Here is a 12,396-nt window from a genome sequence, read left to right on the forward strand (position 1 = left end):
CGCAGGGGGCCGGAGGGGAGCGGGTCGGTGACCCGCGGCGTCGAACGGGACGGAGCGCGCGGTGACCACGGTCGAGCAGGAGCGGCAGACCCTCGGGGACCGCTACGAGCTGCAACAGCTCATCGCCACCGGGGGCATGGGCCAGGTGTGGCAGGGGCGGGACCTGCTGCTCGAGCGGTCGGTGGCGGTCAAGGTGCTGCGCAGCGAGTACGCCGACGACCCCACGTTCCTCGCCCGGTTCCGCAACGAGGCCCGCCACGCCGCGGCGCTGAGCCACCCGAACATCGCCACGGTCCTCGACTACGGCGAGGGCTCCGACGGCGGCACCGGCGAGCACCTCGCCTACCTGGTCATGGAGCTGGTGGAGGGCGCGCCGCTGTCCACCCGGATCCGCGACGACGGCCCGCTGGACCTGCAGGAGGCGCTGTCGGTGCTGCGCCAGGCCGCCGCCGGACTGGCCGAGGCGCACCGTGCCGGTGTCGTGCACCGCGACGTCAAGCCCTCGAACATCCTCGTGCGGCCCGACGGGCGGGTGAAGCTCACCGACTTCGGCATCGCCTGGTCGGCCGAGTGCGTGCCGCTGACCCAGACCGGCCAGGTCATCGGCACCGCGCAGTACATGTCCCCGGAGCAGGCCGCCGGCGAGCGGGTGAGCCCCGCCAGCGACGTCTACGCCCTCGGCCTGGTCGGCTACGAGTCGCTGACCGGCCACGCCGCCTTCTCCGGCACCAACCCGGTGACCGTCGCGCTCAAGCAGGTGCGCGAGCAGCCCGAGCCGCTGCCCGACGACCTGCCGCCCGACGTCCGCGAGCTCATCGGCTCCGCGCTCACCAAGGACCCCGGCGCCCGGCTGCCCGACGGCGAGGCGTTCCTGCACGCCGTCGAGGGCACCCTCGACCACCAGTCCGGCCCGGTGCCGCCCACGGCCCCGGTCGCGGTCGCGGCGGCGGCCCTGCCGGCCGCGGCGGCGCCCGGGGGCCCGGCCCGGGCGGTTCCGGGGAGCGTGGCCCCCGGGACCGTGGCCGACGGAGCCCCCCGCCGGGCGGCGCGCCGGGCGCCGGCGCACTCCCCGCGGCAGGGGGACCGCCGGCGGCTGCTGGTCCTGCTGCCGCTGCTGGCGCTGCTGCTCGTCGCGGGCGGCATCGCGTTCGTGAGCACCCGGTCCGGGGACGCGCCCGCCGCCGAGGCCGCCGGGACCGCCCCCGCCGGGATCGTCCTGACCGCCGCGGACCACGTGGGGCGCCCCGTGACCGAGGTGCTCGACGACCTGACGGCGCTCGGGCTGACGACCGGCCAGCGCAGCCAGGCGAGCGCGGACGCCGACCCGGGCACCGTGGTGCGGCTGTCCCCGGTGGACGTGGAGCTCGCCCCCGGTGACCGGGTCGAGGTGGTCGTGGCGGTCCCGCCGGACACCGCGGTGCCCGCTCCCGAGCCGTCGGCGCCCGGCGCGCCGGGCACCGGGGCGGAGGGCGAGGCGGCACCCGCGCCGGACCCCGCGACGACGGAGGCCACCGCCCCGGACACGTCAGCCCCGGACACCTCAGCCCCGGACACCTCAGCCCCGGACACCTCAGCCCCGGACACCTCAGCCCCGGACCCCGTCGCCCCGGACACCGCCGACGCCGGCGGGACGGCACCCGCGGACGGAGGCACCCCGACGCCCGACGGCACGGCCGGCACGGTCCCGGGGTCCGCGCCCGGCGGCAGCACGGCGCCCGGCAGCGCGGCGCCCGGCAGCAGCGGCTCGAGCAGCACCGCGCCCGAGGACACCGCGACGGGCGCGCCGACGCCGACCGGGACGCAGGGCGACGCCACGGGGGGCACCACCGGGGAGACCGGCGGGGTCCCGGAGGACGTCCCCGAGGGCGCCGCCGGGGCCACTCCGGAGGGCACCGGCACCGCGCCGCCGGCCACGGGCACCGGCGGGGAGACCACCCCGCCCGCCACCGGCACGGCGGACCCCGCGACGCCGTCGTCGGACACCGGCACCACCCCCGACCGGGAGGACAGCGCCCCCACCTCCGTCCCGGCCGGGGACCCCGCCCCGGCGGGCGCCTCGGGCTGAGCCCGCCGGCCGGACTAGGTTCTGACGCCATGCCGACGAGGTCGCGGGACGTGCCGACGGGGACCGTGCAGGAGCTGGGCCTGCCCGCGCGCGCGGTGGGTGCGCTGGCCCGCGCCGGCGTCACCACCGTCGAGGAACTGGCCGCGCTCACCCGTCGCGAGCTGTCCGCCGTCCCGGGGCTCGGCCCGGCCATGGTGACCGCGATCCGCGCCGTCGTCCCCGAGCCGGTGGCCCGGGGACTGTGGCCGCTGCCCGACGACGACGACGGCGGCCCGGCCTCGCCGGCGATCCCGTCGTTCGAGTCGCTGCGCGGACCACGGCGCCGCTCGGCCCTCGACCTCCTCGTCCCGGAGCAGCCGCCCGCGGCGGAGGAGGCGGACGACGCCGAGCCCCTGGACATCGAGCCCCTCGACGCCCTCGCGGAGCAGCCCCCCGGGCTCCGGCGGGCCCCGCGGCCGGCCGAGTGGTCCGACCTCGCCGCCCTCGGCGTCCGCGGCGTCCGGGCGGCCGCCTCGCTGCACTGGCGGGTGACCGTGTGGTGGGTGCAGGCGCCGGCGCGCCTCGTCGAGCGGCTCCGCGCCCGCTCCTGAGCCCGCCTCTCCCCGAGCCCCGCGTGCGCCGGAGGGGACGTGGTCCCCGCCACGGTTCTCCCGCCACCGATTGTCACGGCCGGGTAACGGCGGTTACCGTGTCCGAGGCCGTCCGGCCCTGTCCCCGTCCGGGGACCCGGACGGTCGCCGCCGAGTCGCCCCTCCGGGCGAGCCGGGGACCCACCGCAGTACTGGGGTGAATCCCGCACCGGACCCGTGTGTCCGGGCGCGTAGGGCTGCTTCCCGCCCGAACCCGTCAGCTAACTCGGTAGGCGGCTGACGGGAGAGACGGATCCATGCACCCCCGCACCACCACGTCCGGCCGCGCCGCTGCGCCCGTGAACCGTTCCCACCGCCGCCGCGGACCGCTCGCCGCCGGACGCCGTCCGGGGATCTACCTGGGTGTGGCCGCCGCCGGCGCCGTCCTGGTCAACGTCCTGGTCGGCCCGCAGCCGATCGCCACGGCCGGGGCCGGGACGGCGAGCGAGTCGGTCGCCGTCGCCGAGGCGCTGGGGCTGTCGGCGCAGGCCGCCCCGGCCGAGGCGCCGGCCGACCTGCAGCCGCTCGAGGACCTGGCCGCCACCCGGAGCACCCGCGAGGCCGCCGAGACCGCGGCGCAGCAGTCGCAGGCCGCCGCCGACCAGGCCACGGCCGACCGGCAGCGCGCCGAGGCCGAGGCAGCCGCCCGCGCCGCCGAGGAGGCCGCCGCCGCGCAGGCCGCCGCCGAGGCCGCCGCCGCCGAGGCCGCGGCTGCCGAGGCCGCCGCGCGGGAGGCCGAGGAGCACGCCGCCGAGGAGCAGGCCGCCGAGGAGGCCGCGCCCGCCGCGCAGGCCGGCTCCGGCGGCGGGGGGCAGTCCCCGGGTGCGGCGACCGTCGCGTCGTCCACCGCCGCCTCGGTCGTCGCGCGCATCACCAACACGGCCGGCAGCGTCGAGCCGCAGGTGCAGGCCGCCGCGAACGTCGTCGTCAGCAACGTGCCGGGAGCCGACGAGATCACCCTCGGCGGCACCCGCGCCAGCGCCGCCGACCCCGGCGGGCACCCCTCGGGCCTGGCCCTGGACTACATGGTCATGAGCGACGCCGCCCTCGGCGACGCGATCGTGGCCTACCACCGGGCGCACTGGGACGAGCTCGGCGTCGACTACCTCATCTGGGAGCAGCGGATGCTGTCCTCGCCGAACGGCTCCTGGTCGACGATGGAGGACCGCGGCGGCACGACCGCCAACCACTACGACCACGTGCACGTCAACTACTCGTAGGCGCCCTCAGCGCTCGCGGGGGAAGGGCGGCGCGTCGTCGGCGACCACCGCACCGCGCTCCCCGATCGGCTGCTCGGGACCCACGGTGGAGTCGCGGACGGTCTGCCGCTCGGCCTCGGCGTTCACCGCCGCGCCGACGATGACGAGGAAGACCGTCGTCCAGAGCCACACCATGCTGATCGCGACGCCGGCCAGCGACCCGTACGTGGCCGCGTAGTCGCCCAGGCTCCGGACGTAGGAGAAGAAGCCGATGGTCGCTGCCAGCCACAGCAGCGTCGCCACCGAGGAGCCGGGCGTGAGCCAGCGCCAGCGGGCCTGCCGGCGGTCGGGGCCGAAGCGGTAGAGGACGGCGAGCACCGCCGACATCACGACCGCGGCGGCGACCCAGGACAGCGCGGGGACGGCGGCGCGCACCGGGCCCGGCGCGCCGTCGAGGGCCGACGAGGCGAGGCCGCCGACCGCGATGGCGCCGGCGAGCAGGACCGCGCCGCAGAGCACGAGGAACAGGGCCTGGCCGCTGCGGCGCAGGAAGCCGCGCGTCTCGGTCTCGCGGTAGGCGAGGGTCAGGCCGTCGACCAGGTAGGTCATGGCGGTCGTCGCCGTCCACAGCGCCGCGGCCAGGCCGCCCAGCCCCCGCCAGGTGAGCACGTTCGTCGAGGCGGAGGCGATCGTCGTCAGCTGCTCCTCCACCAGGGACCGCAGGTCGGGGGGCAGCATCCGCACCAGCCCGGACAGCTCCTCGAGCGCCTCCTCCGGGGTGTTCACCACGCCGTAGACCGACACCGCGGTGACCAGCACCGGAGCGACGGACAGGATGGCGAAGAACGCCACGGCCGAGGCCTGGACCATCAGCCGCTCGCCGAGCACGTGCGCGCCGACGCGGCGCAGGACGCGGCGCCAGTCCCGGGCCGACAGGTGGTGCGGGGAGCGCGCGGCGCTGGCCGGGTCCTCCTGCCGGGCGCGCGCCATGTGCACCATCCTCCCGCCGGTCCCGCGGCCTCCGCGACGCAGGACCCGGTCGTTCCGCCTCCTCGCCGCTGGGGGAGGCTCGGTCCTCGTGCTGCTCCCGGACGGCCTGACGCCGTCGGTCCTCGCGTTCGTGCTGGTCGCCGCCCTGGTGGCCGGCTGGGTCGACGCCGTCGTCGGCGGCGGCGGGCTGATCCAGCTGCCCGCCCTGCTGCTCGTTCCGGGGCTCGCGCCGGTGCAGGCGCTGGCCACCAACAAGCTGGCGTCGGTCTTCGGGACCACGACCAGCGCGGTCACCTACCAGCGGCGCGTGCACCCGGACCTGCGCACGGCCCTACCCATGGCCGCCGTCGCCCTGGCCGCGTCGTTCGGCGGGGCGTCGGTCGCCGCGCTCCTGCCGGCCGCCGTCTTCAAGCCGGTCATCGTCGTCGCACTCGTCGGCATCGCGCTGTCCACCGCGTTCCGGCCCTCGCTGGGGGAGGTGACGGCGCTGCGGCACACCGGCCGCCGGCACTCGGGCACGGCCCTGGTCATCGGCGGCGTGATCGGCTTCTACGACGGCGTCCTCGGCCCGGGCACCGGGTCGTTCCTCGTCTTCGCCCTGGTGTCGCTGCTGGGCTACGACTTCCTGCACGCCAGCGCCAAGGCCAAGATCGTCAACGTCGCCACCAACCTGGGCGCGCTGGCGTTCTTCGTGCCGCACGGGGCGGTGGTCTGGGGCCTGGGCCTGCTGCTGGCCGCGGCCAACACGCTGGGCGGGTACCTCGGCTCCCGGACGGCGACCCGCCGCGGCACCGGCTTCGTCCGCGCGGTCTTCCTCGTCGTCGTCTCGGCGCTGGTCGTGCGGCTCGGCTGGGACGTGTGGACCGAGACGCTGCGCCCCCTGGCCGGCTGACCGGGCCGGCCGGGCCCGCGGGGTCCCAGGACCCTGGTCGCGGCCGCGGGGAGGCGCCAGCCTGGGGCGGGGGGATCGACGGGCGGCAGCCAGTGGGGACGGTCGACGCGCAGGTGGCGGACGCCGGCGAGGAGGTCCGCCGCGGCACGAGGTGGCTGCTGGCCGCCTTCCTGGTGCTCACCCTGCTCGCGGTCAACCAGCTGTTCGTCCTCGCCGACGTCGCCGACCGGTTCTGGGCCTGGACGATCTCGACCGAGGCGACCGCCGCGTTCCTCGGCGCCGCCTACAGCGCGGGCGCCGTCCTGTCGGCGCTCTCCCTCCGGCAGCACCGCTGGAGCGCGATCCGCGTACCGGTGCTCACGGTCGCCGTCTTCACCGTCCTGACCTGCGTCGCGACGCTGATCCACACGCACCGCCTCCACCTGCTCACCGGCGGGCCGGTGGCGCGGGTGGTGGCCTGGACGTGGCTGGGCGTCTACCTCGTCGTCCCGGCCCTGTGCCTGCTCGTCGTCCTCGGCCAGGAGATCCGCCGCGGCGCGCCCCCGGCGGTGCTGCGGCCGATCCCGCGCTGGCTGACCGCGCTCCTGGCGGTCGAGGGGACGCTGATGGCCGCGGCGGGGGTCGCCCTGTTCGCCGGCGGGCTCGCCGTGCACCACCACGTCGAGGCCGTCGCGACCTTCTGGCCCTGGGAGGTCACCCCGCTGAGCGCCCAGGTGATCGGCGCGTGGCTGCTCGCCCTCGGGTTCGCCGCGGCGCTGGTCCTGCGGAGCCGCGACCTCGGCCGGCAGTTCGTGGCGAGCGTCGCGTACACCGTGTTCGGGCTGCTCGAGCTCGTGGTGGTGGTCTGGTACCGGCCCCTGGTGGACGCCGCCGACCCCTGGCTGTGGGCCTACGTCGGCGTCCTCGTCGCCGTCGTCGGCACCGGCGCGTTCGGCGTCCGGGCGGCCTGGCCCGGCCGCACCGGTCCCCGCGACGGTCGCCCGCCGCGGGGACCGGCGCCGCTCAGGTCCCCCGGAGCTCGCGCCGGAGGATCTTCCCGGTGACCGTCTTCGGCAGCTCGTCGAGCAGTTCGATGCTGCGCGGGTACTTGTAGGCGGCCATCCGCTCCTTGCAGTGCGCGATCAGCTCGTCCGGGGTCGCGCTCGCCCCCGGCTTGAGGCTGACGAACGCCTTGACCGTCTCCCCGCGCTTCTCGTCGGGGACGCCGACGACGGCCGACTCGCGGACGGCGGGGTGCTCGGCCAGGACGTCCTCGACCTCGCGCGGCCACACCTTGTAGCCCGAGGCGTTGATCATGTCCTTCTTGCGGTCGACGATGAACACCCAGCCCTGCGGGTCCATGAACCCGACGTCGCCGCTCTTCAGCGCCCCGCCGGGCAGGCCGGCCGCCGTCTCCTCGGGCTTGCCCCAGTAGCCGGCCACCACCTGCGGGCCGTCGGCCACGATCTCGCCGACCTCGCCCAGCGGCAGGTCCTGCCCGTCGTCGTCCTGGATCCGGACGATCGTGTTGGGCGCGGGCACCCCCACCGACAGCGCGCCCGACGTCGGGTCCACCGGCGAGGGCGACCCGAACGGCGTCACCGTCATCGGCGACGTCGTCTCGGTGAGGCCGTAGGCGTTGTGCACCTGCTTGCCGGTGGCCTCCATGAAGCCGCGCTCGGCGGCCGGGGAGATCGCCGCACCGCCGGAGTAGATCGACGTGAACGAGTCGAAGTGCTCCTTGCCGAACCCCGGCGCGTTGAGCAGCGCGCTGAACGCGGTGATCGCGCCGATGGTGAACGCCGGCCGGTGCTCGAGGAAGGCGTCGAGCACCACCTGCGGCTCGAACCGGTAGGCCAGCACCAGCGGCGCGGGCACCAGCATGCTCACCGCCACGTGGCCGATCAGGCCGGTGATGTGGAAGAGCGGGGCGACGCCGAAGACGGCGCCGTCGCGCCCGGCGTGCACCCAGTCCCGGTAGACCTGCGCGGTGAAGACGACGTTGCGGTGGGTGTTCATCGCGCCCTTGGGCACGCCCGTCGTCCCCGACGTGTAGGTCAGGAACGCGACGTCGTCGGGGCCGAACGTCACCGGGGGCGGCGTCTGGCCGCGGTGCTGCTCGACGAACTCCAGCAGGTCGGTGGTGCCCTCGTGCCGCTGCCGCTGCACGCCGGCGAACAGCCGCTCGTCGTCGCGGGTCTGCAGGTCCAGCCCGCTGGTGGTGAGCACCAGCCGCACGTCGGTGTCGGGGACGACGTCGCGGGCCACCTCGTCGTAGAGCGTGTCGAGGGAGAGCAGCACCGTCGCCCCGGAGTCCTTGAGCAGGTAGGACAGCTCCCGCGTCCGGCTCATCGGGTTGATCGACACCATGACGCCGCCGGCCTTCCAGGTGGCGACCATGGCCATGACGAACTGCGGCACGTTCTGCAGGTAGACCGCCAGGCGGTCTCCCGGCCGGAAGCCCGAGGCCAGCAGGCCGGCGGCCAGCGCGTCGGTCATCTCGTCGAGCTCGCGGCGGACGACGACGCCGTCGAAGTAGCGCAGCGCGTCGCCGTCGGGGTCGCGCTGCACACCTGCCCGGAACATCGACAGGGCGTCGTCGAACTCGATCTCGTAGTCGGCCGGCTGGTCGCCGTAGAGCGCCAGCCAGGGTCGGTCGTCGTAGACGCTCACGGCCGGCTACTTGATGACGACGGGGTTGACCGGCGTGCCGGCGGCCTTGGCCACCTTCAGCGGCGCGGCGACGTAGAGGAACGCGTAGCGGCCGTCCTCGGCACAGTCGGCGGCCAGGGCCTCCAGGTCGGCGATCTCGGTGAGCGTCACGCCCAGGTTGCGCATGAGGGCGCTGTGCAGCACCAGCGCCACGCCGGTGTTCGGGTCGGTGGTGACCTCGTTGGCGATGGTGTCGGTGACCAGGTTGGGGATCTCCATCTCCTGGAACCACCGCACGAGCTCGGGGCTGTAGACCAGGCCCGGCTCGTTGAAGCCCTCGTAGAAGGCCTCGCCCTGCTCGTGGAACAGCTGCAGGAAGTTGGTCCGGACCACCAGGATGTCGCGCTTCTGGATCTCCACGCCCTGGGCCGCCGCGCACTCCAGCAGGTCCTCGTGGGTGAAGGTCTCGCCCTTGTCCAGGGTGGCCTTGCCGCGGAAGCGGGCCATGTCCAGCAGCACGGCACGCCCGACCACCCCGCGCTGGGCGATCGGCTCGACGCTGGCCTTGTCCAGGCCGCCCACGGTGGTCCGCGCGTCGTAGCCGTTCCAGATCTTGCCGCCGTACCAGAGGTGGCCGAGTGCGTCGTACTGGGTCGAGCCCTGCAGGTAGGCGTCGATCTTGTCGTCGGCGTAGTGCAGGCCGCCGGGGTACTGCGCGCCCTTGCCGCCCTCGTCCCAGTCGCTCTCGTCGAGGACCTGGGTGCGGACCGCCGGCGTCCGGCCGGGCCACACCGGGTCGCCCTTGGGGTCGCCGATCAGCCGCTGCAGGGTGAAGACCCTGCCGGAGCTCACCAGCCCGACGGCGGCGAGGACCTGCTCCGGGCCGAGGTAGTTGAGGGCGCCGACCTCGTCGTCGTCACCCCACTTGCCCCAGTTGGTGGGCGCGTCGGCGAGCAGCTCGTCGAGGGAGGGGACGGCGGTGGTCTCGGGCTCAGCGGTCATGGCGGGCCTCCAGGGGAAGGTTGGCAGGTGCACCCGACCCTGCCTCGCTGTGGTCGCCGCCACAAGGAGGGTGCAACGATCCTCGCAACCCGATCGCCGCGACCCGCCCCCGCCGACCAGAGGAGACCCGCCATGACGAGCCCGGAGTCCGTGTTCACCTACGGCGCACCCCAGCTGAAGTTCGGCAGCGGCGCGTCCGACGAGATCGGCTTCGACCTCAGCCGCTACGGCGTCCGCCGGGTGCTGGTGGTCACTGACCCCGGCGTGGCCGCCACCGGCCTGCCGCAGCGGGTGGCCGACCAGATGGCCCGCTTCGACATCGAGGCGCGGGTCTACGACGGCGTGCACGTCGAGCCCACCGACGTCAGCCTGACGCAGGCCATCGAGGACGCGCGCTCCTCGGGGCCGTGGGACGCGTTCGTCGCCGTGGGCGGCGGGTCGAGCATCGACACCGCCAAGGCGATCAACCTGCTGACCACCAACCCCGGCGAGCTCCTGGACTACGTCAACGTGCCGGTGGGGAAGGGGCAGGCGCCCTCCGAGCCGCTCCGGCCGCTGGTCGCCGTCCCGACGACGACGGGCACCGGGTCGGAGAGCACCACGATCTGCGTGATGGACGTGATCTCCCAGCGGGTGAAGACCGGGATCAGCCACGCGCGGCTGCGGCCCACCCTCGCCGTCATCGACCCCGACCTGACGCTCACCCAGCCGCCCGGCGTCACCGCCGCCTCGGGGATGGACATCCTCTGCCACGCGCTGGAGAGCTACACGGCGCGCTGGTACACCACCTACGACCGGAAGCAGCCGGAGCAGCGGGTGCCCTACTGCGGCTCCAACCCCATCTCGGACATGTGGTCGGAGAAGGCGCTGTCGCTGCTGGCCGGGTCCTTCCGGCGGGCGGTCCGGCACGGCGACGACGCGCAGGCCCGCGCGGACATGGCGATGGCGGCCACCTTCGCCGGGATGGGCTTCGGCAACGCCGGCGTGCACGTGCCGCACGCCAACGCCTACCCGATCGCCGGTCAGGTGAAGGACTTCCACCCCAAGGACTACCCGGCCGACGAGCCGATGGTCCCGCACGGGATGTCGGTGGCGCTGACCGCGCCTGAGGCCTTCCGGTTCACCTTCGAAGCCGCGCCCGAGCGGCACGTGCGGGCCGCGAAGCTGCTCGCCCCCAACGCCGGCGAGCCCGACGACGCGGCGGAGTTCCTGCCCACCGTGCTCACCGACCTGATGCGTGACATCGACATCCCCAACGGGATCGCCGCGGTCGGGTTCGACGAGGGGGACGTCCCCGACCTGGTCGAGGGCACGATGAAGCAGCAGCGGCTGCTGGCCACCTCCCCGCGGGAGGTGACCGAGGACGACGTCGCCGGGATCTTCACCCGCTCCATGTCCCTGTGGTGAGTGCGCCTCCACCCACGATCCCCACGGCGTGGTGCCCGACCCCACCCCGCAGCTCGAGGTCGGGCACCGCGCGGTGAGGTCGGTCGGGTCCGGCGCCCCGTGGAGCACGCCGGGGGTCAGCCGATCGGGACGATCGACTTCGTGACCTGCGCCGAGGCGACGAGGACGCCGTCCACCGTCGCCTCCGAGCGCAGGAACGCCACGGCCCGGCCGCGGCGCAGCACCGAGCCGGTGAGGTCGACCCGCGCGCCGGCGGGCACCGGCCGCAACAGCGAGGCGGTGAGGTCGTGGGTGACCGCGTGCTCCCCGTCGCCGAGGGAGGGCAGGAGCGCGAGGAACGCCGCGACGTCGAGGAAGGTGTAGACGACGCCGCCGTGCAGCAGCGCGGCCTGGTTCTGCGCGGCCTCGTCGACGGGGAACCAGATGCCGGCCGGCGGGTGCGCGGGATCGCGCAGCCGCATGCCGAGGTGCCGGTGCAGCGGGATGTCGAGGACGGCCTGCACCCGGGCGGCCGTGACGTCGGGCGAGGTCACCGGGCGGCCGGCAGGTCGAGGACGCGGCGGGTGAGCAGCGCGGCGGCGCCGGCGTCGTAGGAGGGGAGGGTGCGGTCGGCGAAGTGGTGCTGGTCGCCGGGGTAGAGGAAGACCTCCGCGTGCTCGGTCCGCGCGGCGAGCGCGCGGGCCGCGGCGAGGTCGCCCTCGTCCACGAACAGCGGGTCGGCGTCCATGCCGTGCACCTGCACCGGCACGCCGGCCGGCCAGGGGCCGAACTCCTCGGCCGGGATGCAGGAGTGGAGGAGCACCGCGCCGCGGGCGCCGGGACGGGTCTGGGCCAGCCGCTGCGCCGGCAGCACGCCGAGCGACGTGCCGGCGTAGACGAGCGCCTCCGGCAGGTCCGCCACGGCGCGGGTGCCGCGGTCCAGGACCTCGCCGGAGCCGATCTCGCGCGCGTGCCCCACACCGGCCTCGACGCAGTCGAAGGTGGCGCCCTCGAACAGGTCGGGGGTGTGCACCGTGTGCCCGGCCGCGCGCAGGTCGTCGGCGAAGGCGGTGACGCCGGGGGTCAACCCGAGCGCGTGGTGGAAGAGCACGACCTCGGCCATCGGCGGTCCTCCTCGCGGGCGGTGCGGGCGCGACGGGCGGGGATGCGGCGTCGCGACCGTAGCCGCCGGGGGCGCTCCGGGCCGCTCAGGCGCTGAGCGGCATGCGGCGGGCCAGGCGCACCCGGCGACGCTCGCGCTCGGACAGGCCGCCCCAGATGCCGAAGCGCTCGTCGTTGGCGAGGGCGTACTCGAGGCACTCGGTGCGGACCTCGCAGCCGGAGCAGACGCGCTTGGCCTCGCGGGTCGAGCCGCCCTTCTCCGGGAAGAAGGCCTCGGGGTCGGTCTCGGCGCACAGGGCGTCCAGCCGCCAGGTGGCGTCACCGCCGGTGAGGACGCTCCACGGCGAGCCGGCGACGGCGTCGGGCTCGGCGACGGCCGGCGGCCGGGCGTTGGACTCGGTGATCAGGCTGAGGTGGGAGGACAGCACGGAAGCTCCTCGGGAGGTGGGCGGTGGCGCCCCGTCCGTGACGGACGGGTAC

12 protein-coding genes and 1 riboswitch are annotated in these 12,396 nt (G+C 75.5%); of the genes, 6 read left to right on the plus strand and 6 right to left on the minus strand.

Annotated elements, in window-relative coordinates; genetic code table 11:
* Positions 1 to 61 precede the first annotated feature (61 nt).
* The 3 genes from HLV61_RS10030 (at position 62) to HLV61_RS10040 (ending at position 3,914) form a co-directional block, all read left to right on the plus strand.
* A complete protein-coding gene (locus HLV61_RS10030) occupies positions 62 to 2,065 on the plus strand; it encodes a serine/threonine protein kinase (protein WP_369254871.1) in 2,004 nt (667 codons plus the stop codon).
* Positions 2,066 to 2,115: 50 nt separating this feature from the next.
* Entirely contained in the window at positions 2,116 to 2,655 is a 540-nt protein-coding gene (locus HLV61_RS10035; protein WP_369254873.1) for a DNA-directed RNA polymerase subunit alpha C-terminal domain-containing protein, read from the plus strand.
* Between the two features lie 138 nt (positions 2,656 to 2,793).
* Positions 2,794 to 2,946: riboswitch (cyclic di-AMP (ydaO/yuaA leader) on the plus strand.
* A gap of 47 nt (positions 2,947 to 2,993) precedes the next feature.
* The gene (locus HLV61_RS10040) at positions 2,994 to 3,914 is read left to right on the plus strand and encodes a hypothetical protein (protein ID WP_369254875.1); all 921 of its coding nucleotides are present in this window, start codon (positions 2,994 to 2,996) and stop codon (positions 3,912 to 3,914) included.
* Between the two features lie 6 nt (positions 3,915 to 3,920).
* Here HLV61_RS10040 and HLV61_RS10045 read toward each other — a convergent pair whose 3' ends face one another.
* Positions 3,921 to 4,883 (minus strand): YihY/virulence factor BrkB family protein, encoded by a 963-nt coding sequence (locus HLV61_RS10045; RefSeq protein WP_369254877.1) that lies wholly within the window; start codon positions 4,881 to 4,883, stop codon positions 3,921 to 3,923.
* Positions 4,884 to 4,971: 88 nt separating this feature from the next.
* Between HLV61_RS10045 and HLV61_RS10050 the strand changes: the two genes are divergently transcribed.
* Positions 4,972 to 5,775, plus strand: coding sequence for a TSUP family transporter (locus HLV61_RS10050; protein ID WP_369254879.1), 804 nt, complete (start codon positions 4,972 to 4,974; stop codon positions 5,773 to 5,775).
* A 92-nt stretch (positions 5,776 to 5,867) separates the two neighbouring features.
* Positions 5,868 to 6,818, plus strand: a complete 951-nt coding sequence (locus HLV61_RS10055) for a hypothetical protein (protein ID WP_369254881.1) — start codon at positions 5,868 to 5,870, stop codon at positions 6,816 to 6,818.
* Here the strand turns inward: HLV61_RS10055 and HLV61_RS10060 are convergent.
* Positions 6,778 to 8,427 (minus strand): AMP-binding protein, encoded by a 1,650-nt coding sequence (locus HLV61_RS10060; protein ID WP_369254883.1) that lies wholly within the window; start codon positions 8,425 to 8,427, stop codon positions 6,778 to 6,780. The genes HLV61_RS10055 and HLV61_RS10060 overlap by 41 nt on opposite strands.
* A 6-nt stretch (positions 8,428 to 8,433) precedes the next feature.
* On the minus strand, positions 8,434 to 9,408 hold the full coding sequence (locus HLV61_RS10065) for a cyclase family protein (RefSeq protein ID WP_369254885.1): 975 nt from the start codon (positions 9,406 to 9,408) through the stop codon (positions 8,434 to 8,436).
* Between the two features lie 132 nt (positions 9,409 to 9,540).
* On the opposite strand from HLV61_RS10065, the gene HLV61_RS10070 reads away from it, so the two are divergent.
* A complete protein-coding gene (locus HLV61_RS10070) occupies positions 9,541 to 10,815 on the plus strand; it encodes a hydroxyacid-oxoacid transhydrogenase (protein WP_369254887.1) in 1,275 nt (424 codons plus the stop codon).
* A gap of 116 nt (positions 10,816 to 10,931) precedes the next feature.
* On the opposite strand, the gene HLV61_RS10075 is transcribed toward HLV61_RS10070, so the two are convergent.
* From HLV61_RS10075 to HLV61_RS23210, 3 genes are all read right to left on the minus strand, one after another.
* On the minus strand, positions 10,932 to 11,348 hold the full coding sequence (locus HLV61_RS10075; RefSeq protein WP_369254889.1) for a PaaI family thioesterase: 417 nt from the start codon (positions 11,346 to 11,348) through the stop codon (positions 10,932 to 10,934).
* Positions 11,345 to 11,917 (minus strand): dienelactone hydrolase family protein, encoded by a 573-nt coding sequence (locus HLV61_RS10080; RefSeq protein WP_369254891.1) that lies wholly within the window; start codon positions 11,915 to 11,917, stop codon positions 11,345 to 11,347. Before HLV61_RS10080 ends, HLV61_RS10075 begins: the two co-directional genes overlap by 4 nt.
* An 85-nt stretch (positions 11,918 to 12,002) precedes the next feature.
* On the minus strand, positions 12,003 to 12,344 hold the full coding sequence (locus HLV61_RS23210) for a WhiB family transcriptional regulator (protein WP_440284521.1): 342 nt from the start codon (positions 12,342 to 12,344) through the stop codon (positions 12,003 to 12,005).
* Positions 12,345 to 12,396 lie beyond the last annotated feature (52 nt).

The sequence above is a fragment of the Geodermatophilus amargosae genome, assembly GCF_041028265.1.
Lineage (GTDB): Bacteria > Actinomycetota > Actinomycetes > Mycobacteriales > Geodermatophilaceae > Geodermatophilus > Geodermatophilus amargosae_A.